The following is a 24,446-nucleotide window of genomic DNA, read 5'->3' as shown; positions in this document are numbered from 1 at the left end:
GCCGTCAGCGCAGGCCGGCCTCCGGCGGCGCGCCCAGCACCCGGGCGAGCGCGTCCAGCAGCCGGCCGGCGTCGGGGCCCTCGGCGGAGAGCACGACCTCGTCGCCGGGCGCGAGCGCCAGATCCATCACGGCCAGCACGCTGCCCAGATCGACCGTGCGCCCCTCGGCGGTGGTCAGCTCCACCGGCCCCTGGTGCGCCGTCGCCATGCGCACCAGCTCCGCGACGGGGCGCGCGTGCGCCCCGCCCTCGGCGCGGATCACCACGGACCGGGAAGCCATCCTCAGCGCAGCCGGCCCAGCAGCTCGCGGATCGCGGCGTCCAGCCCGGCGACCGCCGCGCGGGCGTCCTCGGCCGACTCCGCGCGCGCGTCGATGTAGACCTTGAGCTTGGGCTCGGTGCCGCTCGGGCGGACGATCACCCGGGAGCCGTCCGCGAGGCGGTAGCGCAGCACATCACCGGCCGGGGCGTCCCCGCCGGTGGTGAGCAGATCCTCGGCGCCGACGACGGCCGTCTCGCCGAACGCGACGGGCGGATCCTGCCGCAGCGCGGCCATGATCCGGCCGATCACGGCGATGTCCTCGACGCGGATCGAGACCTGGCCGCTCGCGTGGAACCCGATCTCGGCGGCGAGCTCGTCGAGCAGGTCGGCGATCGTCGCGTCGCGCCCGCGGGCCTCCGCGGCGAGACCGAGCAGGGCGATCGCCGCGGAGATGCCGTCCTTGTCGCGCACGGTCTCGGGGTTCACCAGGTAGCCCAGGGCCTCCTCGTAGCCGAACGCGATGCCGGGGGCGCGGGAGATCCACTTGAAGCCGGTCAGGGTCTCGTGGAAGTCCAGCCCGTACCGCTCCGCGACCGCGGCGAGCGCGGGGGAGGAGACCAGCGAGCACGCCAGCGACGTCCCGGGCGCGGCCGGTCCGTCTGCCGTGGCGGCGCGCGCGGCGCGCCAGCCCAGCAGCAGGCCGACCTCGTTGCCGGTGAGCCGGCGCCAGCCGCCCTCCGCAGCGGGATCCGGGATGCCGACCGCGAGCCGGTCCGCGTCCGGGTCGTTCGCGATCACGAGCTCGGCACCGAGCATGCGCGCCTTCGCGAACGCCAGATCCATGGCGCCGGGCTCCTCGGGATTCGGGAAGGATACCGTGCGGAAGGTCGGGTCGGGGTCGCGCTGCTCGCCCACGGTCCAGGGCGCCGGGTAGCCGGCCTCGCCGAGGATGCGGGCGAACGTCTCCCAGCCCACGCCGTGCATGGCCGTATAGACCCAGCGCAGTCCCGCGGTCCCCACCGGGGCGGGGGCGACGGCGGCGGTGGCCGCGACGTACGCGTCGACGACGTCCTCGCCCGCGGTCTCGTAGGCGCTCGAGCGGGGGACGCCGCCGGCGTCGCCGCGCTCCGCCACGCGCTCGATGTGCGCGGCGATCTCCGCGTCCGCGGGGGACACGATCTGCGAGCCCTGGTCCGCGCCGCCCAGGTACACCTTGTAGCCGTTGTCGTTCGGCGGGTTGTGGCTCGCGGTGACCATGACGCCGGCGTCCGCGCCGAGGTGGCGCACCGCGAACGCGAGCACGGGCGTCGGCAGCAGCCGCGGCAGCAGGATCGCGCGCAGCCCCGCCCCGGCGAAGATCTCGGCGGAGTCGGTCGCGAACTTCCGCGAGTTCTTCCGCCCGTCGTAGCCGATCACCACGGCGGGGGGCGCGTCCGGTCCTGCCTTCTCGGTCAGGTAGGCGGCGAACCCGGCGGCGGCCTGGGCCACCAGCACCCGGTTCATCCGGTTCGATCCGGCGGCGAGCTCGCCGCGCAGGCCGGCGGTGCCGAACGCGAGGCGCGATCCGAACCGGTCGTCCAGGTCCGCCATCGCGGCCTCGTCGCCGGAGGACGCGCGAGTGATGATGCCGGCGAGCTCGTCCCTGGTCTCCGGATCCGGATCCTGCCGCAGCCAGGCGCGCGCCTGAGCGAGCCGTGCCGCCTCGTGCCCGCTCACAGCGCCCCGATCACGCGGGCCAGCAGGGACGAGATCACCGGCTCGGCGAGCTGCCCGGCCTCGATCACCTCGGCGTGGCTGAGCGGCGTCTTCTGGATGCCGGCGGCGAGGTTGGTGATGAGCGAGAAGCCGAGCACCTCCATGCCCGCCTCGCGCGCGGCGATCGCCTCGAGCGCCGTGGACATGCCGACGATGTGGCCGCCGATGGCCTTCGCCATCTGCACCTCGGCCGGGGTCTCGTAGTGCGGGCCGCGGAACTGCGTGTAGACGCCCTCGTCGAGCGTCGGATCGATCGTGCGCGCCAGCGCGCGCAGGCGCGCGCTGTACAGGTCGGTGAGGTCGACGAAGTTCGCGCCCTCGAGTGGCGAGTCCGCGGTCAGGTTGATGTGGTCGCTGATGAGCACGGGCTGGCCCGGCTTCCAGGTCTCGCGGACGCCCCCGGCGCCGTTGGTGAGGACCATGACCTTCGCCCCGGTCGCAGCGGCGGTGCGCACGCTGTGCACGACCCGGCGCACCCCGTGGGCCTCGTAGTAGTGCGTGCGGGCGCCGATCACGAGCACGTTCCTGCCGCCGGGGGTGACGATGCTGCGCAGCGTGCCCACATGGCCCTCGAGCGCGGGCTTGGAGAAGCCGGTGACCTCGGTGGCGGGGATGGTCGCGACGGTCTCGCCGATGAGCTCCGCGGCCTTGCCCCAGCCGGAGCCGAGCGTCACGGCGATGTCGTGGTGGTCGACGCCGGTGAGCCGGTGGATGTCGGATGCCGCCTCAGCGGCGATCGCGAAGGGGTCGGCGTTCGGGTCGTCGAGGGGATGGTTCCAGTCAGCCATGAGATCGAGGATACGGCCCCGCGTCGCGCCCCGGCGAAGAGGGCGCGGATGAGCGTCGCCGGGGCGGATCCCGCGCCCGGGGCCGATGCGGAAGAATGGAGGACATGACCTTGATGTTCGAGCGCTCTCAGCGCGTCGCCGTGCTCGGCGGCGGCCCCGGTGGTTACGAAGCTGCGCTCGCAGCCGCGCAGCTCGGCGCGGAGGTGACCCTCGTCGAGCGCGTCGGCGTCGGCGGGTCCGCCGTGCTCACCGACGTGGTCCCGTCGAAGAGCCTGATCGCCACGGCCGACGCCGCCGTCGCGATCTCGGAGGCCACCGATCTCGGTGTGCAGTTCTACGCGAAGGGTGCGGAGGGCAAGCCGCTCAAGCCGCAGATCGCGATCAATCTCGCCGCGGTGAACAAGCGGCTGATGGCGCTCGCCGGGCAGCAGTCCGAGGACATGCGCACCGCGCTGCTCGAGGCGGGCGTGACGATCCTGTCCGGGCACGGCCGGCTCGACGGGCCCAACGCGATCGTGGTCTCCACCTCGCAGGACCAGGGCACCGACTTCGACCGGATCGAGGCGGATACGCTGGTCGTGGCTGTCGGTGCCTCTCCGCGCGAGCTCGACTCCGCGAAGCCGGACGGCGAGCGGATCCTCACCTGGACGCAGCTCTACGACATGAAGACCCTGCCGGAGCATCTCATCGTGGTCGGCTCCGGCGTCACCGGCGCCGAGTTCGCCTCCGCGTACATGAACCTCGGCGCGAAGGTCACGCTCATCTCCAGCCGCGACCAGGTGCTCCCCGGCGAGGACCAGGACGCTGCCAAGGTGCTGGAGAAGGTGTTCAAGCGCGGCGGCATGCAGGTGCTCTCCAAGTCGCGTGCGAACAGCGTCGAGCGCACCGAGAAGGGCGTCCTCGTCACCCTGTCGGACGGGCGCACTGTGGAGGGCAGCCACTGCCTGATGGCGGTCGGATCCATCCCGAACACGGCGGGCATCGGCCTCGAGGACGTGGGCGTCGAGCTCACCGGATCCGGCCACGTCCGGGTGAACCGGGTGGCGCGCACCTCGGTCTCGAACATCTACGCCGTCGGCGACTGCACGAACTTCTTCCCGCTCGCCTCGGTCGCCTCGATGCAGGGCCGCACGGCCGTGTTCCACGCGCTCGGCGACGTGGTGATCCCGCTGGAGAAGCTGAAGATCACCGCCAACATCTTCACCGCCCCCGAGATCGCCACGATCGGGTTCTCCGAGAAGGACATCGAGGACGGGGTCGCCGACGGCATCGCGTACAAGCTGCCGCTGGCCGCGAACCCGCGCGCCAAGATGCAGGGGATCCGCGACGGCTTCGTGAAGATCCTCGCCCGCAAGGGATCCGGCACGGTGATCGGCGCTGTGATCGTGGCCCCGCGCGCCTCCGAGCTCATCTACCCGCTCGCGATCGCGGTGGAGCGCCGGCTGAACGTCGACCAGGTGTCCCGCGTCTTCGCCGCGTACCCGTCGATCACCAGCAGCATCACAGACGCCACGCGCGCGATGCATCAGGTCTACATCGCGAACTGACTGACCGGCGGCGACGACCGCAATCGAGCGACGCCCCCTCTGGGGATCCACGCCCCCTCAGAATCACGTTCTTGCGAGGGGGCGCGGATCCCCAGAGGGGGCGCCGGTGCGACGGGGGACCTCGTCGGGGTCAGCTGATCGTGAGGAGCTGGTGACCGGCCGAGACGGTCGAACCCGCTTCCGCGTTGATGTTGCCGATCACGCCGTCCTTGTGCGCCTGCAGCGGCTGCTCCATCTTCATCGCCTCGAGCACCACCACCAGGTCGCCCTTGACGACCTGCTGGCCGTCCTCGACCGCGATCTTGACGATGGTGGCCTGCATGGGCGACTTCACCGCGTCGCCGGCAGCGCCGGCGTTCACGGTCTTGGCGTGGCTGCGCCGCGACGGCGGGACCGCGGCGGGGCGGCCGCCGGTGCTGACGACCGATGCTGCGACGCGATCGGGCAGGCTGACCTCGAGCCGCTTGCCGGCGACCTCGACGACGACCGTGTGCCGGCCCGGCGCCTCGGCGGCGGCCTCGAGCTCGCCGTCCCAGGCCGGGATGTCGTTCACGAACTCGGTCTCGATCCACCGCGTGTACACCCCGAAGACGCCGTCCTCCGCGGTGAAGGCGGGGTCGTTCACCACCTTGCGGTGGAACGGCAGCACGGTGGGCAGGCCGGAGACCTCGAACTCGTCGAGCGCGCGACGCGAGCGCTCGAGCGCCTCGGCGCGGTCCTTGCCCGTCACGATGATCTTCGCGAGCAGCGAGTCGAACGCGCCGGAGACGACGTCGCCGGCGGTCACGCCGGAGTCGAGGCGGATGCCGGGACCGCCGAAGGTCTTGAAGACGTGCACCGGGCCGGGCTGGGGCAGGAAGTTGCGGCCCGGGTCCTCGCCGTTGATCCGGAACTCGATCGAATGGCCCTGCGGCTCCGGGTCGTCGTAGTCGATCACGCCGCCGGCGGCGATCCGGAACTGCTCGCGGACGAGGTCGATGCCGGTGACCTCCTCGGAGACGGGGTGCTCGACCTGCAGACGGGTGTTCACCTCGAGGAACGAGACCGTGCCGTCCGCGCCGATGAGGAACTCGCAGGTGCCGGCACCGACGTAGCCGACCTCTTTCAGGATGGCCTTCGACGCGGAGTACAGCTGGCGGTTCTGCTCCTCGGTGAGGAACGGCGCCGGCGCCTCCTCGACGAGCTTCTGGTGACGGCGCTGCAGCGAGCAGTCGCGCGTCGAGATGACGACGACGTTGCCCTCGGCGTCGGCCAGGCACTGGGTCTCGACGTGCCGCGGCTTGTCGAGGTACTTCTCGACGAAGCACTCGCCGCGGCCGAACGCGGCGACGGCCTCGCGGGTCGCGGACTCGAACATCTCCGCGACCTCGTCCAGCTCCCGGGCGACCTTGAGCCCGCGTCCGCCGCCGCCGTACGCGGCCTTGATCGCGATCGGCAGGCCGACCTTCTCGGCGAACGCGACGACCTCGTCGGCTGTCTCGACAGGGCCCGGCGTGCCGGGCGCGAGCGGGGCACCCACCTTCTCCGCCACGTGGCGGGCGGTGACCTTGTCGCCCAGCGCCTCGATGGCCTCGGGGGACGGACCGATCCAGACCATTCCCGCGCCGATCACGGCGCGGGCGAAGTCGGCGTTCTCGGCGAGGAACCCGTAGCCGGGGTGCACCGCGTCGGCGCCGGAGCGGCGGGCCACGGACAGGATCTTGTCGATCTGCAGGTAGGTCTCGGCACTGGTGGCGCCGTCGAGGGCGTAGGCCTCGTCGGCGAGCCGGGTGTGCATGGCGTCCCGGTCCTGGTCCGCGTACACGGCGACGGAGGAGAGACCGGAGTCGCGCGCGGCGCGGATGATGCGGACGGCGATCTCGCCGCGGTTGGCGACGAGCACCTTGGCGATGGCAGGCATGGTTGTCAGCCTATCGACAGCGCACCCGATCTTTTTGACGACTCTCCACAAGAATCCTCGCGCGCCGCGTGCCGGATCCTACGAGGGTGGTGGTCAGGACGCCGGGGAGACGGCGTTCCAGAGGTCGGTCCAGCGGATCCCGAGGCGTCCGGTCAGGTGCCGGATCGTGGACAGCGACATCCCCACGACCGTGGAGGGGTCGCCGTCCACGCGCTCGATGAACGCCCCGCCGAGGCTGTCCACCGTGAACGCCCCGGCGACGAGCAGGGGCTCGCCGGTCGCCACGTACGCGGCGATCTCGGCGTCGTCGACATCGGCGGCGAAGGTCACGGAGGCCTCGGCGACCGCGTGCGCCTCGACGTCCGGTGCGCCGGGGCGGACCCGGATCACGCTGTGCCCCGAGTGCAGCACGCCGGTGCGACCGCGCATGGCGTGCCAGCGCGCGGTCGCGCGCTCCGGCAGGTACGGCTTGCCGTGCACCTCGCCGTCCAGCTCGAACATCGAATCGCCGCCGATCACCACGCCGTCGAAGTCCGGAAGGTCGTCGCGGATCCGACGGGCCACGTCGGCCGCCTTGGCGCGCCCCAGCAGCAGCACGACCTCGTCGGGGGCGAGCACGCGTCCCTGACGTTCCGCCTCGGCGGCGGCGACCGCGTCCTCGTCCACGCCGGGGGCGAGGCACAGCGGCTCGATGCCGCTCTGCCGGAGCAGGGCGAGACGGGCGGGCGAGGTCGAGGCCAGGCAGACGCGCATGCGTCCACGCTAGTCGGCGCGGGCGGCCGCGCAGGGCCGCGGTCTGGGATGATCGGAACGTGACCGACTCCGATGCGTCTGCAGGCGCCCTCCTCGACCTCGACGTGACCGGCATCGCGCACGGCGGCGTGTTCGTCGCCCGGCACGAGGGCAGGGTCGTGTTCGTCGCCGACGCGATCCCGGGTGAGCGGGTGCGGGCGCGGCTGTCCGACCCGGCGGCCGATCCGGGAAGCGACAGGCGATCGTTCTGGCGCGCCGAGACGATCGAGGTGCTCGACGCCTCCCCGCACCGCCGCCCGCACGTGTGGGCGGAGGCCGACGTGTCCCGCGCGCCGGAGCACCGGCCCGGCGGCGCCGATCTCGGGCACATCGAGATCGGGCACCAGCGCGCGCTCAAGCGCCAGGTGCTGCAGGAAGCGCTGGACCGGTTCGCGGGCGGGGGCATCGCAGCCCCTGAGGTCGAGGCCACCGGGACGGACGAGCACTGGCGCACCAGGGTGACGCTGCACGTCGACGCGGACGGCCGGATCGGCCCGTTCGCCGCCCGCAGCCACCGGGTCGTGCCGGTGGCCGAGCACGTCCTCGCGCGCCCCGGCGTCGACGCGGCGGCCCGCGAGCTGCAGGGGCTGCCGGAGGGGCGGGTCGAACTGGTCGAGCCCGCCGACGGGCGGGTGCGCCGGGTGGTGCGATCCGAGGCCGAACGGCTCGCTCGGGGGCGCGACCCCCGGCGTCGCGGGTCGGCACCGGCCAGGAGGCACCGGCCGGAGACGATCGTCGAGCACGTCGGCGGCCGCTCCTTCGGCCTGGACGTGGACGGGTTCTGGCAGATCCACCCCGCGACCGCCCAGCTGCTGGACGGCGCCGTCGCGGAGCTGCTGGACGGCTCCGTGGACCCGGAGGCGGCGCATCTGGACCTCTACGGCGGCGTCGGCCTGTTCGCGGCGACCCTCGCCCGGCTCGGCGCCCGCCGCATCACCACCGTGGAGTCGTCGCCCCGCGCCACCCGGCACGCGGCCGCGAACCTGCGGGATCTCGACGTGCAGGCGGTGACCGCCCGCGTGGACCGGTATCTTCGCGCCGGGGAGGCGGGCCCGCACGGCATCGCCGGAGGTGCCGTGATCCTGGATCCGCCCCGCTCGGGCGCCGGGCTCGCGGTCGTCGAGGACGTCGCGGCCCTGGATCCGGCCGCCGTGGTGTACGTCGCCTGCGACCCGGTCGCGCTGGCCCGGGACCTGGCCGCCTTCCGCGCGCAGGGCTACGAGGCGCAGCGGATGCGCGCGTTCGACCTGTTCCCGCACTCGCACCACCTCGAGACGGTGGCGCTGCTGACGCGCTGAACCGGAATATCGGCGGCGTCCGTGCCGATGTCCGGGGGCGTCCGTGCCGATAAGGTGAGAGCGTGAGCAGTGTAGCCCTGATCGACGACCACGAGTCGGTCCGCCTGGGACTCGCGGCGGCCCTGGAGCGCGCAGCCTTCGAGGTCGTCTTCGCCGGCGCGGGCGTCGCGGAGTACCTCGAATCGCGTCGCCGAGCGACCTCTGTGCCCGCCGACGTGGTCGTGCTGGATCTCACGCTCGGCGACGGCACCACGGTGACGGAGAACGTCACCCGGCTGGTCGCCGACGGATCCAGCGTCGTCATCCACAGCGTCGCCGATCGGCCGGCCGCCGTCCGCGAGGCGCTCGCCGCGGGCGCCGCGGGCGTGATCAGCAAGTCCTCGCCGCTCGACGACGTGATCGCCGCCGTGCGCACGGTCGCCCGCGGCGAGGCGCTGAACAACGTGGAGTGGGCCAACGCCGTCGACGGCGACACCGCGTTCGCGGACGCCCAGCTGTCCACGCGCGAGCGCGAGGTGCTGCGGCTGTATGCGACCGGCCTCCCGCTGAAGGTGGTGGCGGAGCAGCTCGGGGTCGCCTACTCCACGGCCAAGGAGAACATCACCCGCATCAGGGTCAAGTACGTCGACGTGGGACGCCCCGCACCGACCAAGGTCGACCTGCTGCGGCGCGCGATGGAGGACGGCATCGTGAACACCGCGCAGGAGGATCCGCAGGGTGTCGGCTGAGCAGAGCCCGGCCGAGCGCGGTCCGGCCGGACGGAGCTCAGCCGGACAGGCTCCGGCTGAGCGGCATGTCGGCTGATCAGGGCCTGCGCGAGGCGTGGGAGAAGATCCCCACCCCCGGCGAGGTCGGACAGGAGCTGGAGCGCTTCGCGGGACGGCGCATGGAGCGCATCATCGCGATCGTGGTGGGAGTGGGCGCGCTCGCGCTCGGCACCCAGGCCCTGGTCAACGCCCTCGTCAAGATGACCGTGCCGGACCTGCCGCACCTGGCCATGCTGTCGCTCGTGTTCGTGCCGTGGCTCGTGATGCTGTTCTGCTGCGTGATCGGGCGGGGCGTGCGGGTCGCGGCCGGCGTCTTCTTCTTCGCCTACATCCTCGTGCTCGCGCTCTGGCCCTTCGTCGCGAGCCGGGGCCCCGCGGTTATGCCGTCGGACCAGCCGTGGATCTTCTTCCTGGTCAACGTCGCCGGGGTGGCCGCGGTGGTCGCCTTCCCGCTCAGGGTGCAGGTGACGTGGGCGCTGATCGGGCCGTTCCTGTACGGCGCAGTGCGGCTGTATCAGGGCCGGTTCCGCCCCGACTTCTGGATCGTGACCGCCTTCGACGTCTCGTTCACCCTGATCCTGGGGCTCGTGCTGGTGGCGCTGGGCTGGATGTTCCGCTCGGTCGCGACCGGCGTGGACGACGCCAGAGGTCGCGCGGTCGCGCTGTACACCGAGGCGGCCTCGATCGAGGCCGTGGAGCACGAGCGGGTCGCGGTGGCCGCGCTCATGCACGACAGCGTGCTCGCCGCGCTGATCGCGGCCGAGCGGGCCGAGACCCAGCGCGAGCGCGACCTGGCCGTGGAGATGGCCCGCGAGGCGCTGACCCGTCTCGCCAACGCGGAGTCGCCCGCGCAGGAGGGCAGCGACGAGCCGGTGCAGATCGAGCTGATCGCGGAGGATCTGCGCCTCACCGTCACCCAGCTGGGCGTGCACGCCGAGGTCGAGCACTACGGTCACGGCGCCGTCCCCGACCGTGTGGCCAGGGCGATGGCGCTCGCGGCCCGGCAGGCGATCGGCAACGCCGTCACGCACGCGTCGGGGCGCGGCCTCGCGATCGTCGTGGAGGGGCACGGCGACACCGGGCTGACCGTGAAGGTGAGCGACACCGGGGCGGGCTTCGACACGTCCGCGGTGCGTCCCGACCGGCTCGGGATCCGGGCGTCGATCCTGGCCAGGATGGCCGCGGTCGGCGGGGTCGCGACGATCGAGTCGGATCGGCGCGGCACCGTGGTCACGCTGGGATGGTCCCAGTCGTGAAGCTCACCGTCCGCATCGTCGCGACCGCGCTCGCGCTGGTCTTCGGGCTGTACTTCGCCGCGCGGGCGCTGTGGTGGACCTCACTGCCCGCGCAGCCGCTGCTCGTGCTGCTCTCGGTGCTGATCTTCCTGCTCACGATCTCGGCGATCGCGGTCGTCGGCGCGCGACGCCGGGCGCAGCTGTCGCGCTGGGGTGCGGTCGGCGCGCTGATCGCTTCCGCCGCGATCCCCGAGCTGACCAACCTGGGTCTGGCGCACGCGGCCCTGCGCGCCCCTTACGCCACCTGGTACATCGGCTCGGTCGGACTGATCGGCGTCGTCTGCATCGTCCGCCGTCGCCCGTCCGTCGGCTGGGCGGTGCTCGCCGTGCTGACGCTCTCGTCGACGGCCTGGATCGGGCTTCCCGACGCGCTCGGACTCGGTCTGGTCGGCTCCGCCGTGTGGATGGTGATCGCCCAGCTGCTGGTCGGGTTCTGGGGGCGCGCGATCCGCGACACGGACCGGCTGGCGCAGATCCAGCAGGCCGCGTCGGCGTGGCAGGCGACCCAGACCGTGCGGCGGCGGGAGCGGCGCGAGCGCGTGCAGTACGCGCTGCACGTCGCTGGCCCGAGCCTCAGCCTGGTCATCGAGAGACGTGGCGAGCTGTCGCCCGCGGAGCGCCGCATCGCCCACCTCGCCGAGGGCCGGCTGCGCGACGAGATCCGCGGCGGCGACCTGCTGAACGAACGCGCCAGGGAGGCGATCGAGGTGGCCCGCGCGCGGGGCGCATCGGTCACCGTCTTCGACGACGGCGGCCTGGACGACCTGGACGAGCACGAGAAGGCGCGCATCAGGGAGGAGCTGGCCGACGTCCTGGTCGACTCGTCGTCGGCGCGCCTGATCATCCGCGCCCCCAAGGACGAGCGGATCGCGGTGACCGTCGTGGGGAGATCCGCCGCGGGGGAGTCCTCGGACGAGGACTCCGTCGAGCTGTGGCGCGAGATCCCGCGCAAGGACCCCGCGCGCTGATCCGGCCTCGACAGCGCCGCGCACGTTCGCGCAGGCCGTGCCGGCGATGCTGCCGCGGAGGAGCAAGAGAAAGGGCGAGGGGCGGCGAGATCGCCTGCCCCTCGCCATGTGCGGCGCGGTTACCCGAAAACCGTCCGCAGAGACCGGAGATCGTCTGCCTACCCTGTGGCAGAGATCCGGCCGAACGCGAAGCGTTGCAAGTAAGAGTCTTCCGGGCCGCAAGCGCGGTGTCTGTAGGTATTTTGGGGGACAAATCCGGACCGTGGGGAGAAATGCCCGCGCGGAGGGCCCCGAAGGGCCTGTCGTCAGCCCGAGAAGCGTCCCCAGGGCAGGTCGCGGCGCAGCGGGCCGCGCAGCCCGCGCCGGCTGCGCTCCCAGACGGACACGTGCTTCTCCGCGGCGACCGCGTCGGCCTCCTCGGCGACGAACGCCTCGGACAGCACGGCGATGAGCGCGGCCAGCTCCTCTTCGTTCGCCGTACCGCGGACCACCTGGATCTCGACCGGCTCGGCCGGTTCCTCGCCGCTCACAGCGGGATGTTCCCGTGCTTCTTCGGAGGCAGCTCGGCACGCTTTCCGCGCAGCGCGCGCAGCGCCTTGGCGATCGAGACGCGGGTGTTCGCCGGCTCGATGATCCCGTCCAGCTCGCCCCGCTCGGCCGCGAGGAACGGCGAGGTGACGTTGTAGGTGTACTCGTTGGCGAGACGGGTGCGCACGGCCGCCACGTCCTCGCCGGCGTCCTCGGCGCGCTTGATCTCGCCGCGGTAGAGGATGTTGACGGCGCCCTGACCGCCCATCACGGCGATCTCGGCCGTGGGCCAGGCCAGGTTCACGTCGGCGCCGAGCTGCTTCGAGCCCATCACGATGTAGGCGCCGCCGTAGGCCTTGCGCAGGATCACGGTGACCAGCGGCACGGTGGCCTCGGCGTAGGCGTAGATGAGCTTCGCGCCGCGGCGGATCACCCCGGTCCACTCCTGATCCGTGCCGGGCAGGTAGCCGGGCACGTCGACGAGCGTGACGATCGGGATCGAGAACGCGTCGCAGAAGCGCACGAACCGGCTGGCCTTCTCGCCCGCCTCGATGTTCAGCGTCCCCGCCATCTGCGAGGGCTGGTTCGCGATGATCCCGACCGAGCGGCCCTCGACGCGGCCGAAGCCGATCACGATGTTCGGGGCGAACAGCGGCTGCACCTCGAGGAACTCGCCGTCGTCGACGACGTGCGCGATCACGGTGTGGATGTCGTAGGGCTGGTTCGGGGAGTCCGGGATGATCGCGTTCAGGGTGCGATCCGCGTCGGTCGTCTCGAACTCGAAGCCGGTCGAGTACGACGGCAGCTCGGCCATGTTGTTGTCGGGCAGGAACCCGAGCAGCGTCCGCGCGTAGTCGATCGCGTCGTCCTCGTCCTCGGCGAGGTAGTGCGCGACGCCCGAGCGGGTGTTGTGCGTGTACGCGCCACCGAGCTCCTCCATGCCGACGTCCTCGCCGGTCACGGTCTTGATCACGTCGGGGCCGGTCACGAACATCTGGCTGGTCTTGTCGACCATGATCACGAAGTCGGTCAGCGCGGGACCGTACACGGCGCCGCCCGCAGCCGGGCCCATGATGATCGAGATCTGCGGGATCACTCCGGAGGAGCGGGTGTTCGCGCGGAAGATCTCGCCGTACTTGCTGAGCGCGAGCACGCCCTCCTGGATGCGCGCGCCGCCGGAGTCGAGGATGCCGATGATCGGCACGCCGCTGCGCAGCGCGAACTCCATGATCTTGATGATCTTGTCGCCCGAGACCTCGCCGAGCGAGCCGCCGAACGTGGTGAAGTCCTGTGAGTACACTGCGACCGTGCGGCCGTTGATGGTCCCCACGCCGGTGACGACGGAGTCGCCGTAGGGGCGGTTCTTGTCCATCCCGAACGCGGTCGTGCGGTGGCGCACGTACTCGTCGAACTCGACGAAGCTCCCGGCGTCGACGAGCAGCTCGATGCGCTCGCGGGCGGTCATCTTGCCCTTGGCGTGCTGCTTCTCCCTGGCCTTCCCCTCGGCCGAGACGACGGCCTCGTCGTAGCGGGCGCGGAGGTCGGCGATCTTGCCGGCGGTCGTGTAGAGGTCAGGCGTGTCCGTCACGTCTCCACACTAGCGCCGGGGCCTCTGCCGCCGTTGGATGCTCGGCACAACCCGATCCGCGATCCTCTGTGCGCACCCTCCGCGCGTCGCGCTCTCCGGCGAGCCCGATCCGGGCGCGGATAGGGTGACCCGATGAGCTTCCCGCACAGCGCCGCAGCCGCCGCCCGCCTCGAGATCCTCGCCTCCACCGGATCCACCAACGCCGATCTGCGCGCGCATGCGGACGACGAGGAGGGCTGGCCGCACCTGTCCGCGATCCTCACCGAGGACCAGGTCGCCGGGCGGGGCCGGCTCGACCGCGTGTGGACCGCCCCGGCGGGCTCCGCGCTCGCGCTGTCGGTGCTGCTTCGGATCCCGGCGATCCCGATCTCGGAGCGGGGCTGGATCCCGCTGGCGGCGGGGCTCGCCATGGCCGAGACGATCGCGGCCCAGCTGCCCGAGCGCACCGTGGGTGTGAAATGGCCGAACGACGTGCTGGTCGGGGAGCGGAAGATCTGCGGGATCCTGGCCGAGGCGACCGGATCCGACGTCGTGATCGTCGGCTCCGGCGTGAACACGGCGATGACCGCGGAGCAGCTTCCCGTCGACACCGCCACCTCGTTCGCCGTCGAGGGCGTCGATGTGGATGCGGATCTGCTGGTGGCCGGCTACCTCGCCCGTCTCGACGGATGGGTGAGCCGGCTGGAGGAGCGCGGATCCGCCGTCGCGAGCGGGCTGCGCGAGGCCGTCGCGGCGCGTTGCCTCACTCTCGGCCGGACGGTGCGGGTGATGCTGCCCGGCGGCGCTGACCTGGTCGGCGAGGCGACGCGCCTCGGCGAGGACGGCTGCCTGATCGTGACCGCCGAGGGATCCGAGCACCGCATCGTCGCGGGTGACATCGTGCACCTGCGCCTGGCCTGATCGCGCCTGCCGTGATCGTGCTTGTCTGATCGCGCCTGGCCTGATCGCGCCCGCCTGATCGCGCCTCGCCTGTCGGGTCGCACGCCGGTGAACCGAGGAGTGCAAGCCTCGGCGCTTCAGGCGGCGAGCGACTCCGTGCGCGCTCTGCCCCCGAGACGAGGCGTCCTGTCCGGGTCCACGTGCGAAGGAGGGATGAACCAGACCTTTGCGCGCACTCCCGTGCCGTCGATCCGGATCTCCCAGCCGACGTCATGGATCAGGTGGTGGCAGCTCTCGCACAGCAGCACGCCGTTGGAGAGATCGGTGGGGCCGTGGTCTCTCGCCCACCAGCGGATGTGGTGCGCCCTGGTCAACCCCGGTGGCAGGCCGCATCTCGCGCAGCCTCCGTCCCGTTCCACGAGCGCGAGGCGCTGGGCCTTCGTGAAGAGTCGCGTTCTGCGGCCCCAATCGAGGATCTCGCCCTTGCCCCCGCAGACCCACGGGATGATCCCCCCGCCTGCGGCCATGCGCCGGACGGTGGCGATGCTGACCGGCTGTTCGATGCCGTCGATGAGGCCGGACCCCGTCCCGGTCTGCAGGTCGTCCAGGCTCACGCGCACCACGACGGTCGCCCCGCCCAGCGGGCTGGTGCTCGCACAGCCGAGCAGATGGGCGGCGAGATGCACGAGCGCGTCGGCCTGGATCTGCGGCAGGGTTCTGCGGTCGGCGTCGGAGGCCGGCAGGTCGCGATCGTCGCGCCTGGCCGCGAAGGCGGCCGAGACAAAGCCCTGGATCGCCGCCTGCACCGGCGCGGCGCGCTCCGGATCGAGGACGGCCGAGAGGTGCAGCATCCCGTCGCGCTGGAACATCGTCATCGACGCCTTCGCGCGAAGCTCCTCTTCGCGGGGCGCGACGCCGTCGGGATCCAGATGCGCCTCCAGCCGGGTGATCAGCCTGCGCACTTCGTCGACCGACAGCCCCGCTGCCTTGTCCACCGGGAGAAGTTCGACTTCGCCGGCCCGCTCTCGACCGATCTTCAGAAGGATCCGGTCGAGGAAGGTGACGATCAGATCGGCCGTGGTCGCCCCGATCCGGCCTGCGCGGAGAGCGGTGCGAACCTGGGGGAGCTTCGCAGGCAGCCCCTCGCCGATCAGGTTCGTGCGTGGGGCGGTTGCCTCGCCGACCTTGACCAGGCGGGCTGCGTCGCCCGTCGACGCCCCGGTGGTCGTGGCGATCAGCAGCGCAGGGTTGCGGAAGCCCTGCTGCCTGGCGAGGCTCTCCGGGCCGAGTTCGCGGCGTGACTCGTGAGCGATGCCGGCGGCGACCTCTGCGTGCACCGCCTCGAGTCGGCGGCGCACCAGCCCGATCGCCTCGTTCATCGCGACCAGCTGCGGGCGCGACAGGTCGGAGCTGCTCTCCGCATCGGCCCACGCCCGCTCGAGAAGCGCGATGGCTTCGAGGAGCGGGTCAAGGGTGTTCGGCATGCTCCGATTCTACCAGTTTTCGAAGATATGTTCTACTCCTTGTCCACAGGCTCCGCGGTCCGGGATGCCGGCCCTCGTGCCCGGCGCTCCGCACGAGGGATCCGTGGAGGCAGCCCGACTACCCTGAGAGGCGACATGGCACATCTCCTCGGGGCCGAAGGCCTCCACCTCGAGTTCCCCACCCGCATCGTCTTCGACTCGATCACTCTCGGCATCGAGGAGGGCGATCGCATCGGCATCGTCGGCCGCAACGGCGACGGCAAGTCCAGCCTGCTCGCGATGCTGTCGGGCAGGCTCGAGCCCGATGCGGGCCGGGTCACCGTGCGCGGCGGGACCAGGATCGGCGTGCTCGACCAGGCGGACGTGCTGGACGACGCGCTCACCGTGGGCCGCACGATCGTCGGCGACACCGCCGAGCACGAGTGGGCCGGCGACCCGAAGGTCCGGGACGTCATCGAAGGGCTCGTGAGCGACCTCGACTGGGACGCCCCCGTCACGGACCTGTCCGGCGGGCAGCGCCGCCGGGTCGCGCTGGCGCAGCTGCTCGCCGGCGACTGGGACGTCCTCGCGCTCGACGAACCGACGAACCACCTCGACGTCGAGGCGATCACCTGGCTCGCCGCGCACCTGAAGAAGCGGTGGCCGGCGAACCAGGGCGCGCTCATGGTCGTCACCCACGACCGCTGGTTCCTGGACGAGGTGTGCACCGAGACCTGGGAGGTGCACGACCGGATCGTGGAGCCGTTCGAGGGCGGCTACGCGGCGTACATCCTGCAGCGCGTGGAGCGCGACCGGATGGCCGCCGCGACCGAGGCCAAGCGGCAGAACCTGGCCCGCAAGGAGCTCGCGTGGCTGCGTCGCGGCGCCCCGGCGCGCACGTCGAAGCCGAGGTTCCGCATCGACGCGGCGAACGAGCTCATCGCCGACGTGCCGGAGATCCGCGACCGGATCGCGCTGCAGTCGCTCGCGGTGTCGCGGCTCGGCAAGGACGTCGTCGACCTCATCGACGTCGGCGTGACGTTCCCGGCATCCGGATCGACGCCGGAGCGCGAGGTGCTGCGCGATGTCGAGTGGCGCGTGGCGCCGGGGGAGCGCACCGGGATCCTCGGCGTCAACGGCGCCGGCAAGTCGACGCTGCTGAGCCTCGTCGCTGGCACTCTGGCGCCTACGAGCGGCCGGGTCAAGCACGGCAAGACCGTGCAGGTGCGCACCCTCACCCAGCGCATGGATGAGCTGCAGGACGTGTGGGACGAGCCTGTGCGGATCGTGATCGGCCGGCTGCGCACGACGTACACCTTCGGCACCGGATCCAAGACGGCCGAGCTCACGCCGGGGCAGCTGCTGGAGCGTCTGGGGTTCTCGTCCGCGCAGCTGTCCACGCCGGTGAAGGACCTCTCCGGCGGCCAGCAGCGCCGGCTGCAGCTGCTGCTCGTCCTGCTCGATCAGCCCAACGTGATGATCCTGGACGAGCCCACCAACGACATGGACACGGACATGCTCGCCGCGATCGAGGATCTCCTCGACTCGTGGCCGGGCACGCTCCTGGTCGTGAGCCACGACCGCTACTTCCTGGAGCGGGTCACGGATCAGCAGTACGGGATCCTGGACCGCCGGCTGCGGCATCTGCCGGGCGGAGTGGACGAGTACCTGCGACTGCGCGCGCTGGAACAGGCGCAGCCGAAGGGGGCGGCCGCCTCATCCCACGCGGCGGCCGCGGAGCCCGCGCTGAACGGCGCCGACCGCCGCACGGCGGAGAAGGAGATCGCCGCGCTCGAGCGGCGGATGCAGAAGCTCGCGCAGCAGATCGACCGCGCCAAGCACGCCCTCGCCGATCACGACCAGTCCGACTACGCCGGCCTCGGCGAGCGGATGAAGGAGATCTCCGCGCAGGAGGCCGAGGTCGAAGAGCTCGAACTGCGCTGGTTCGAGCTCACCGAGCAGCTGGGCTGACCGCGGACGGGGCGGACCGGACCGCCCGCCCTCCGGTCACGCGGTGAGGTTGGCGCTGTCGCCGCCCGTGACGGTGACTCTGCGCGCACCCATGGCGATCCCCCTTGCTCGGTCTCGTTCGCGGCCTGTGGATCGCGAGGCCCCGCTCGCCGGCAGGCTACGGCGGACGGTCCCCGCGGCCGCCGGTCTTCCGCCTGCGGGCGCCGCGTGGTAAGCGCAAGACCAGTGGAGTCGTCGCGGCAGCGCATGACCTTGTGTTTCGCGCGCAAGCCGGCCGCGGCGCCGGGCTCTCGTAGGTTGGAAGGCAGTATTCGCCGCGCGGATCCGCCCCGCCGACACTGAAGGACCCGAACAGATGACCCTGCGCACCCGCGTGCTCGCCACGCTCTCCGTCGCCGCCGTGGCGCTCGCCCTCACCGCCTGCAGCGGCGGCACCGGCGCGAGCAGCACCGCGAACGGCAACCCCTACGGCCTCGCCCAGCCCGGGGTGCTGCGCACCGGCACGCTCACGGACGCCCCGCCGAACGTCTACCTCAAGGACGGGAAGTTCACCGGCTTCGACAACGACCTGCTCACCGCGGTCGCGAAGAAGCTCGACCTCAAGGTCGAGTTCGTCGGCACCGAGTTCAGCTCGCTGCTCGCGCAGGTCAAGACCAAGAAGTTCGACGTCGGATCCTCGTCGATCACGATCACCGACGCGCGCAAGAAGACGGTCGACTTCACCAACAAGTACGACTTCGGCTACCTCGGCCTCGAGGTGCCCGCGGGCTCGTCGATCACCTCGTTCGACCAGCTCAAGGGCAAGCGCGTCGCGGTCGTGCAGGGCACCGTGCAAGACGACTACGCGACCCACAACGGCCTCGACCCGGTCCGCGTGCCCGACTACAACGCGGCGCTCAACCAGCTGCGCACGGGCACTGCCGACGCCTGGGTCTCGCCCGCCGAGATCGGCGAGAAGACCGCGGGCGAATCGGGCGGCAAGATCGTCGCCGTCGCGAAGAAGCTCAGCGAGAACGGGATGGCCTTCGCGGTCGCCCCGGGCAACGACAAGCTGCGCGAGGCGCTGAACAAGGGCCTGGACGAGGTCATCGCCGACGGCACCTGGCAGAAGCTCGAGGACCAGTACTACCCGGGCCGCGAGATCCCCGCCGGCTTCGCGCCCGGCAGCGGCGCGGCGAAGAAGTGAGCTGAGCCGGGAAGCGAGCGGACTCTGAACACGGAAGCGGGGCGGGCGTGGACGCGCTGAACACGATCTGGTCGACGTTCTTCGACCTCGATGCGATGCTCCAGGCTCTTCCCGAGCTGCTGACCATCGGGCTGCCGAACACGCTGATCCTGGCGGTGTCGTCCGGGATCCTCGGCACCGTCCTCGGCATGCTGCTGGCGGTGGCGGGACTGTCCCGCCACCGCTGGCTGCGCTGGCCGGCGCGCGTCTACACGGACGTGCTGCGCGGGCTGCCGGCGGTCGTCACGATCCTGCTGATCGGCGTCGGCTTCGCGCCGTTCGGCCTGCTCGTGTGGGGGCCGAACCCGTACCCGTTCGGGATCCTCGCGCTCGGGCTCATCGCGAGCGCCTACATCGGCGAGATCTTCCGCTCCGGCATCCAGAGCGTCGACGCGGGGCAGACCGAGGCTGCGCGGGCGATCGGGTTCTCGGGATCCGCCGCGATGCGGCTCGTCGTCATCCCGCAGGGCGTGCGCCGGGTGCTTCCCGCGCTCGTGAACCAGTTCATCGCGCTGATCAAGGACTCCTCGCTCATCTACTTCCTGGGTCTCATGGCGAACCAGCGCGAGCTGTTCCGGATCGGTCAGGACGCGGCCGCCAACACCGGCAACCAGTCCGCCCTCGTGCTCGCCGGTCTCTTCTACCTGGTGATCACGGTCCCGCTCACGCACGTCGTGAACGCGATCGACAAGCGACTGAGGGACGGGCGCCGAGTGGACGCAGTCGATCCCGACGCCGACGACTTCGACGTGGAGCTGGCGATCGCCGCGGGTGGCCCGGTCGGGACGGCCGCAGACACCGAGGGGGAGACCCGATGAGCACCGAGACCGCGGCTCCGGTCCACAGCCATGGCGTGAGCGTCGCGACGCGCGACCTCCGGCTCGCCTTCGGGAGCAACCAGGTGCTGCGCGGCGTGGACCTGGACGTGCCCGCGGGAACCGCGGCGTGCATCATCGGCCCGTCCGGATCCGGGAAGTCGACCCTGCTGCGCACCGTGAACCGGCTGATCGAGCCGGACTCCGGAGACGTGCTGCTCGACGGCCGCTCCGTGCTCGGCGACAACCCCGACCGGCTGCGGCAGCGCGTCGGCATGGTGTTTCAGCACTTCAACCTGTTCCCGCACAAGACCGTGCGCGAGAACATCACGCTCGGCCTGGTGAAGCTCAAGGGCCTGTCGAAGGACGCGGCCTCCGAGCGGGCGCTGCAGGAGCTCGGCCGCGTGGGCCTCGCGCACAAGGCCGACGTGCGCCCGGCGCACCTCAGCGGCGGTCAGCAGCAGCGCGTCGCGATCGCCCGCGCCCTGGCGATGGATCCCGAGGTGATGCTCTTCGACGAGTCGACCTCCGCGCTGGATCCCGAGCTCGTCAAGGGCGTGCTCGCGACCATGGCCGACCTCGCGGCCGAGGGCATGACGATGCTGGTCGTCACGCACGAAATGGGCTTCGCCCGCTCGGTGTCGCAGCAGGTGCTGTTCATGGATCGCGGTCGCGTCGTCGAGGCGGGCGCACCCGAGCACATCTTCGAGAACCCGGAGAGCGACCGCCTGCAGCGGTTCCTCTCGCAGGTGCTGTAGCGTCCGTCCCCGCCCGCAGGGAATACCCTGTTGTCAGGCGGTGCTGTGCCCTGGGCGGGCCGGCGGACGCCGGTCGCAGCGGCCAGCTCAGGAGGCGCACATGGAAGGTCTCGAGGTCACGGTGCTGCTGGGGCTCACGATCCTCGTGGGCGCCCTGCTCGCGCCGCGGGTGCGGCTCGCGCTGCCCCTGGTGCTGGTCGTCCTGGGCCTCGCGCTCGGCTTCGTGCCCGCGCTGCGCGAGATCCAGCTGCCGCCGGAGACGGTGCTGCTGCTGTTCCTCCCGGTGATGCTGTTCTGGGAGAGCCTGACCACGTCGCTGCGCTCGATCCGCCGCGACTTCCGCTACATCCTGCCGATGAGCACGCTGCTCGTCGTCGCCTCCGCGTTCGCGGTCGCCGGCATCGGCCTGCTGTTCGGGCTGCCGTGGGAGACGGCCCTGATCCTCGGCGCTGCCGTGGCACCGCCGGACGCCACGGCCGTCGCCGCCCTCGGCCGGATGCTGCCGCGGCGCATGTTCATGAAGCTGAAGGCGGAGAGCCTGACGAACGACGGCACCGCGCTCGTGCTGTACGCGATCGGCATCTCGCTCGCGGCCGGCGGGCATGTGACGCCCCTGAACGTGACCTGGAGCGTCGTGGTGTCCTACGCGGGCGGGATCGTCGCCGGGATCGCCGTCGCGGCGCTCGGCTACCTGCTGCTGCGCGCGATCAGCTCGACGATCGTGATCAACACGGCCCTGCTGCTGATCCCGTTCACGGCCTTCCTGCTGGCGGAGCTGATCGGCGCCTCCGGCGTGCTCGCGGTCGTGGTGGCCGGCGTGATCATCGCCTACGTGTCGCCGCGGGTGACCACCGCGCAGTCCCGCCGTCAGGCCGAGGCGGCCTGGCCGTTCGGCGTGTTCCTGCTCAACGGCGCGCTGTTCGTGCTGATCGGGCTCGAGGTGCAGTACGTCGTGCACCAGATCTCCGCCGCGTCGATCGGGCGCCTGGTGCTGGTCACGCTCGCGGTCTGGGCGGTGCTGCTCGTCGTGCGCTACCTGTTCCAGCTGCTGAGCGTGCCCTTCTACGGGCGCTCCGGCCCGCGCCCGCCACGCGGGGTGCGCGCCCGCTCCCGGGTGCTCAGCACGTTCGCCGGGATGCGCGGCGCCGTGTCGCTCGCGATCGCGCTCTCGGTGCCCGCCGGCGCCGTCGCCGGGGGAGCGCTGGACGGCCGCGACGAGGTCGTGTTCGTCACCGCGGGCGTGATCCTGCTCAGCCTGCTCGTGCAGGGCATGATGCTGCCCGCGATCGTGCGCTGGGCGCGGATCCCGATCGACCGGGGCGAGATCGAGGAGTACGAGCTGGCCGAGCGCACGATCTCGGGAGCGGCCCTCGCCGCGCTCGACGACCTCGCGGCGGAGCACCGGGTGAGCGAGGAGGTGCGCGACCGGGTGCGCTTCGAGGGCTACCAGATGCTCGAGTACACCAACGCACGCACCCTGGCCCGCGAGCAGGCGCTCGTGGACGCCGAGGTGCAGGCGCTGGACGCGCTGCTCGACCATCCGGATCCGCTCGCCGCCGGCACCCAGCCGGAGCCCGACGACGAGGACGCGGATGCGGGCGGCCTGGAGAGCGACGGATCGGGCGGAGCCGGTCCGCGCCGGCTCGTCGAGGGCGCGACGCTGCAGATGATCGCGACCTCGGAGGATGTCGACGTGATGCAGCGCTCGCCGCTGATCCGTCACGAGGAGTTCAGCCGGCTCAAGCTCGCGCTGCTCGACCGCAAGCGGGAGGTGCTGCTCGGACTGCGCCGCTCCGGCACCGTCGACGACCTCGTGGTGCGGCGGATCTCGGCCCGGCTGGACCTCGAGCAGCTGCGGCTGCAGGGGCTCGAGGACTTCGACTAGGGATCAGCCGCGGCGCGCGGCGTCGGGCCCAGGCGCCTCCCGCAGCGTCAGCCGCGTGAAGAACTCGCGCGGCGCTCCGGTGAGCGGATCCGTGAACCGCAGCTCGCGGGCGAGCAGCTGCAGCGGACGGTCGAAGTCGTCGGGCGTCTCGGGCAGCAGTTCGGGGTAGAAGCCGTCGTTCAGGATCCCGGCGCCGCGCTCGGCGAGGTGCACGCGCAGCTGATGCATGCGACCGGAGTGCGGGCGCAGCAGCGTGTGCAGCACCCGCTCGTCGAACCCGATCAGCTCGATCAGCGTCTCCGCGTTCGGCTCCCGATCCGGATCCACCTGCACGCACACGTTGCCCCGGAGCTTCACGATGTGGTTGCGGTGCACGAGTGGGAAGGGGGAGCCGCCGAGCGCGGGCGCCTGCGGATCCCAGTCCTTCGGCAGCGGAGACACCGCCTCGTACACCTTCTCCACCTGACGCCGCTCGAACAGCAGCTGATACGCGCCCCTGGTCGCGGGGCGGGCGGAGAACATCAGCAGTCCGGCCGTGGCGCGATCCAGGCGATGGATCGGCGTCAGGTCGGGGTTTCCGAGCGCGTTGCGCAGCCGCACCAGCGCCGAGTTCTGCAGGTACTTGCCGCCGGGCGTCGTCGGCAGGAAGTGCGGCTTGTCGACCACCACGAGATCGTCGTCCTGGTGCAGCACGTGCACGTCGAACGGGATCTGCTTCTCCACCGGAGGCTCGCGGTAGTACCAGACGAAGTCGTGCACGCCGAGCGGGGTCTGCCGGGTGAGGACGGAGCCGTCGGTCGCCACGATCTCGCCGCGGTCGAACCGGCCGAACAGACGCTCGGGATCGAGGTGGAAGAACCGCTCGGCCATGTAGGCGCCGACGCTGTCCCAGGGACCTACCGCGGGGACGCGCAGCCGCGTCGCGCCGACGCCGTCGCGCACGGGGAGAGGGGAGGGCATGCCCATTCGCACCAGCCTACGCGGGCCGCCCGCCACACGCGTTCAGGGGCCGAACGGGCCGCGCAGCGAGCTCTCCAGCGCGCGCCGGGCTGCCGCGTCCACGGTCGGGGCGGTGACCAGGAAGATCCGGCGCTCGAACACCGCGTCGTGGAGGGGGATCGTGGTGATGGTGTCCAGGTGCACGGGCAGCGCGAGCTGCGGCACCAGGGCCACGCCGATGCCCGCGGCGACGTAGGCGGCGACGACCGCGTAGTCGTCGCTGCGCATCGCGATCCGGGGTGTGAACCCGGCGCTCTCGGCCGCGGCGCGCAGTGCGGCGTCCACCGGGTCGCTGGCCGTGGCGCCGGCCACCCAGTGCTCGTCGCGCAGATCGGCGAGGACGGTGTCGTCGCGCCCGGCGAGCCGGTGCCCGGCCGGCACGATCACGGACAGATGCTCCTGCCGGACCGGGATCATCCGGAAGCCGGGCGGGAGGACCGTGGGCCGGCCGGGGGCGTCGTAGACGATCGCGGCGTCGAGGCGCAACCCGGTGATCGCCGCCATGAGCGGATCGAGCTCCGCCTCCGTGACGTCCGGGTCGAAGCCGGCGGCCCGCAGGTCGCGCACCACGGAGGGGAGCAGCCGCGCCCCCGCGGAGGGGAACACGCCGATCGCGATCCGCCGCCGCGACGCGGCGATCAGCGACCGCATCTCGTCGACGGCACGGTCGGCGCGGTCCAGGATCGCGGTCGCGTGCGGGAGCATGGCCTCGCCGGCGGCGGTGAGGCGGGTGCCGTCCGATCCGCTCGTCACGACCTCGGCGCCGAGCACCCGTCCCAGGCCGCGGAGGTGATGAGTGACCGTGGGCTGGCTCCACTGCAGCGCGCCGGCGGCGCGCAGGATGGAACCGTGCTCGGCGACCGCCCTGAGGGCGCGGAGCTGGCGGAGATCGAGCACGGTGCCTCCATAGTGCGTATGGATGAATCGGGATATGTCTCTCTTCCTCATGGTAGCCCTCCCCGGG

The 24,446-nt window shown here is 71.9% G+C and carries 21 protein-coding genes; 11 read left to right on the top strand and 10 right to left on the bottom strand.

Going from position 1 to position 24,446, the window contains the following annotated elements:
• Window positions 1–4: 4 nt before the first annotated feature.
• The 3 genes from ACTJJZ_RS02455 to ACTJJZ_RS02445 are packed head-to-tail and all read right to left on the bottom strand — an operon-like array spanning window position 5 to window position 2,804.
• The gene (locus tag ACTJJZ_RS02455; RefSeq protein ID WP_440719575.1) at window positions 5–280 is read right to left on the bottom strand and encodes an HPr family phosphocarrier protein; all 276 of its coding nucleotides are present in this window, start codon (window positions 278–280) and stop codon (window positions 5–7) included.
• A 2-nt stretch (window positions 281–282) separates the two neighbouring features.
• Window positions 283–1,977, bottom strand: a complete 1,695-nt coding sequence (locus ACTJJZ_RS02450; RefSeq protein WP_440719574.1) for a phospho-sugar mutase — start codon at window positions 1,975–1,977, stop codon at window positions 283–285.
• The gene (locus ACTJJZ_RS02445) at window positions 1,974–2,804 is read right to left on the bottom strand and encodes a purine-nucleoside phosphorylase (RefSeq protein WP_440719573.1); all 831 of its coding nucleotides are present in this window, start codon (window positions 2,802–2,804) and stop codon (window positions 1,974–1,976) included. The genes ACTJJZ_RS02450 and ACTJJZ_RS02445 overlap by 4 nt, the downstream gene beginning before the upstream one ends.
• A 104-nt stretch (window positions 2,805–2,908) precedes the next feature.
• Between ACTJJZ_RS02445 and ACTJJZ_RS02440 the strand changes: the two genes are divergently transcribed.
• Window positions 2,909–4,351, top strand: a complete 1,443-nt coding sequence (locus ACTJJZ_RS02440) for an NAD(P)H-quinone dehydrogenase (RefSeq protein WP_440719572.1) — start codon at window positions 2,909–2,911, stop codon at window positions 4,349–4,351.
• Between the two features lie 130 nt (window positions 4,352–4,481).
• Here ACTJJZ_RS02440 and ACTJJZ_RS02435 read toward each other — a convergent pair whose 3' ends face one another.
• Both ACTJJZ_RS02435 and ACTJJZ_RS02430 read right to left on the bottom strand, forming a co-directional pair.
• Window positions 4,482–6,251, bottom strand: coding sequence for an acetyl/propionyl/methylcrotonyl-CoA carboxylase subunit alpha (locus tag ACTJJZ_RS02435; protein ID WP_440719571.1), 1,770 nt, complete (start codon window positions 6,249–6,251; stop codon window positions 4,482–4,484).
• A gap of 93 nt (window positions 6,252–6,344) precedes the next feature.
• The gene (locus tag ACTJJZ_RS02430) at window positions 6,345–7,004 is read right to left on the bottom strand and encodes a Maf family protein (RefSeq protein WP_440719570.1); all 660 of its coding nucleotides are present in this window, start codon (window positions 7,002–7,004) and stop codon (window positions 6,345–6,347) included.
• Between the two features lie 59 nt (window positions 7,005–7,063).
• On the opposite strand from ACTJJZ_RS02430, the gene ACTJJZ_RS02425 reads away from it, so the two are divergent.
• The 4 genes from ACTJJZ_RS02425 (at window position 7,064) to ACTJJZ_RS02410 (ending at window position 11,371) form a co-directional block, all read left to right on the top strand.
• Entirely contained in the window at window positions 7,064–8,341 is a 1,278-nt protein-coding gene (locus tag ACTJJZ_RS02425; RefSeq protein WP_440719569.1) for a class I SAM-dependent RNA methyltransferase, read from the top strand.
• A 62-nt stretch (window positions 8,342–8,403) separates the two neighbouring features.
• Window positions 8,404–9,069, top strand: a complete 666-nt coding sequence (locus ACTJJZ_RS02420; RefSeq protein WP_440719568.1) for a response regulator — start codon at window positions 8,404–8,406, stop codon at window positions 9,067–9,069.
• Between the two features lie 65 nt (window positions 9,070–9,134).
• Window positions 9,135–10,364, top strand: coding sequence for a sensor histidine kinase (locus ACTJJZ_RS02415; RefSeq protein WP_440719567.1), 1,230 nt, complete (start codon window positions 9,135–9,137; stop codon window positions 10,362–10,364).
• The gene (locus ACTJJZ_RS02410) at window positions 10,361–11,371 is read left to right on the top strand and encodes a hypothetical protein (protein ID WP_440719566.1); all 1,011 of its coding nucleotides are present in this window, start codon (window positions 10,361–10,363) and stop codon (window positions 11,369–11,371) included. Before ACTJJZ_RS02415 ends, ACTJJZ_RS02410 begins: the two co-directional genes overlap by 4 nt.
• 305 nt (window positions 11,372–11,676) lie before the next feature.
• Here ACTJJZ_RS02410 and ACTJJZ_RS02405 read toward each other — a convergent pair whose 3' ends face one another.
• The gene (locus tag ACTJJZ_RS02405) at window positions 11,677–11,901 is read right to left on the bottom strand and encodes an acyl-CoA carboxylase subunit epsilon (protein WP_440719565.1); all 225 of its coding nucleotides are present in this window, start codon (window positions 11,899–11,901) and stop codon (window positions 11,677–11,679) included.
• Window positions 11,898–13,487, bottom strand: coding sequence for an acyl-CoA carboxylase subunit beta (locus tag ACTJJZ_RS02400; protein ID WP_440719564.1), 1,590 nt, complete (start codon window positions 13,485–13,487; stop codon window positions 11,898–11,900). Before ACTJJZ_RS02400 ends, ACTJJZ_RS02405 begins: the two co-directional genes overlap by 4 nt.
• Before the next feature lie 132 nt (window positions 13,488–13,619).
• Between ACTJJZ_RS02400 and ACTJJZ_RS02395 the strand changes: the two genes are divergently transcribed.
• Entirely contained in the window at window positions 13,620–14,387 is a 768-nt protein-coding gene (locus tag ACTJJZ_RS02395; protein ID WP_440719563.1) for a biotin--[acetyl-CoA-carboxylase] ligase, read from the top strand.
• A gap of 116 nt (window positions 14,388–14,503) precedes the next feature.
• On the opposite strand, the gene ACTJJZ_RS02390 is transcribed toward ACTJJZ_RS02395, so the two are convergent.
• The gene (locus ACTJJZ_RS02390) at window positions 14,504–15,850 is read right to left on the bottom strand and encodes a DUF222 domain-containing protein (RefSeq protein WP_440719562.1); all 1,347 of its coding nucleotides are present in this window, start codon (window positions 15,848–15,850) and stop codon (window positions 14,504–14,506) included.
• A 135-nt stretch (window positions 15,851–15,985) separates the two neighbouring features.
• On the opposite strand from ACTJJZ_RS02390, the gene ACTJJZ_RS02385 reads away from it, so the two are divergent.
• The 5 genes from ACTJJZ_RS02385 (at window position 15,986) to ACTJJZ_RS02365 (ending at window position 22,483) form a co-directional block, all read left to right on the top strand.
• Entirely contained in the window at window positions 15,986–17,800 is a 1,815-nt protein-coding gene (locus tag ACTJJZ_RS02385) for an ABC-F family ATP-binding cassette domain-containing protein (protein WP_440719561.1), read from the top strand.
• Window positions 17,801–18,155: 355 nt separating this feature from the next.
• On the top strand, window positions 18,156–18,986 hold the full coding sequence (locus tag ACTJJZ_RS02380; RefSeq protein WP_440719560.1) for an ABC transporter substrate-binding protein: 831 nt from the start codon (window positions 18,156–18,158) through the stop codon (window positions 18,984–18,986).
• A 47-nt stretch (window positions 18,987–19,033) separates the two neighbouring features.
• Window positions 19,034–19,843, top strand: coding sequence for an amino acid ABC transporter permease (locus ACTJJZ_RS02375; protein ID WP_440719559.1), 810 nt, complete (start codon window positions 19,034–19,036; stop codon window positions 19,841–19,843).
• Window positions 19,840–20,598 (top strand): amino acid ABC transporter ATP-binding protein, encoded by a 759-nt coding sequence (locus ACTJJZ_RS02370; protein ID WP_440719558.1) that lies wholly within the window; start codon window positions 19,840–19,842, stop codon window positions 20,596–20,598. The genes ACTJJZ_RS02375 and ACTJJZ_RS02370 overlap by 4 nt, the downstream gene beginning before the upstream one ends.
• Window positions 20,599–20,698: 100 nt before the next feature.
• Window positions 20,699–22,483 carry a Na+/H+ antiporter gene (locus tag ACTJJZ_RS02365; protein WP_440719557.1) on the top strand — a complete coding sequence of 595 codons (1,785 nt, stop codon included), beginning with the start codon at window positions 20,699–20,701 and terminating at the stop codon, window positions 22,481–22,483.
• 3 nt (window positions 22,484–22,486) lie between these two features.
• Here ACTJJZ_RS02365 and ACTJJZ_RS02360 read toward each other — a convergent pair whose 3' ends face one another.
• Together ACTJJZ_RS02360 and ACTJJZ_RS02355 are read right to left on the bottom strand one after the other, a co-directional pair.
• Entirely contained in the window at window positions 22,487–23,443 is a 957-nt protein-coding gene (locus ACTJJZ_RS02360) for a pseudouridine synthase (protein WP_440719764.1), read from the bottom strand.
• 42 nt (window positions 23,444–23,485) lie between these two features.
• Window positions 23,486–24,379, bottom strand: coding sequence for a LysR family transcriptional regulator (locus ACTJJZ_RS02355; protein WP_440719556.1), 894 nt, complete (start codon window positions 24,377–24,379; stop codon window positions 23,486–23,488).
• Between the last annotated feature and the right edge of the window lie 67 nt (window positions 24,380–24,446).

The organism is Microbacterium sp. 22242, assembly GCF_052045495.1.
Lineage (GTDB): Bacteria > Actinomycetota > Actinomycetes > Actinomycetales > Microbacteriaceae > Microbacterium.
This window is presented reverse-complemented; position numbering and strand designations above follow the sequence as displayed.

Bases quoted from the DNA above. Each gene is read 5' to 3' on its own strand.
- ACTJJZ_RS02365 (WP_440719557.1), top strand. From the start codon at position 20,699: ATGGAAGGTCTCGAGGTCACGGTGCTGCTGGGGCTCACGATCCTCGTG.
- ACTJJZ_RS02445 (WP_440719573.1), bottom strand. From the start codon at position 2,804: ATGGCTGACTGGAACCATCCCCTCGACGACCCGAACGCCGACCCCTTC.
- ACTJJZ_RS02455 (WP_440719575.1), bottom strand. From the start codon at position 280: ATGGCTTCCCGGTCCGTGGTGATCCGCGCCGAGGGCGGGGCGCACGCG.
- ACTJJZ_RS02440 (WP_440719572.1), top strand. From the start codon at position 2,909: ATGACCTTGATGTTCGAGCGCTCTCAGCGCGTCGCCGTGCTCGGCGGC.
- ACTJJZ_RS02415 (WP_440719567.1), top strand. From the start codon at position 9,135: ATGTCGGCTGATCAGGGCCTGCGCGAGGCGTGGGAGAAGATCCCCACC.
- ACTJJZ_RS02430 (WP_440719570.1), bottom strand. From the start codon at position 7,004: ATGCGCGTCTGCCTGGCCTCGACCTCGCCCGCCCGTCTCGCCCTGCTC.
- ACTJJZ_RS02370 (WP_440719558.1), top strand. From the start codon at position 19,840: ATGAGCACCGAGACCGCGGCTCCGGTCCACAGCCATGGCGTGAGCGTC.
- ACTJJZ_RS02360 (WP_440719764.1), bottom strand. From the start codon at position 23,443: ATGCCCTCCCCTCTCCCCGTGCGCGACGGCGTCGGCGCGACGCGGCTG.
- ACTJJZ_RS02385 (WP_440719561.1), top strand. From the start codon at position 15,986: ATGGCACATCTCCTCGGGGCCGAAGGCCTCCACCTCGAGTTCCCCACC.
- ACTJJZ_RS02435 (WP_440719571.1), bottom strand. From the start codon at position 6,251: ATGCCTGCCATCGCCAAGGTGCTCGTCGCCAACCGCGGCGAGATCGCC.
- ACTJJZ_RS02390 (WP_440719562.1), bottom strand. From the start codon at position 15,850: ATGCCGAACACCCTTGACCCGCTCCTCGAAGCCATCGCGCTTCTCGAG.
- ACTJJZ_RS02380 (WP_440719560.1), top strand. From the start codon at position 18,156: ATGACCCTGCGCACCCGCGTGCTCGCCACGCTCTCCGTCGCCGCCGTG.
- ACTJJZ_RS02395 (WP_440719563.1), top strand. From the start codon at position 13,620: ATGAGCTTCCCGCACAGCGCCGCAGCCGCCGCCCGCCTCGAGATCCTC.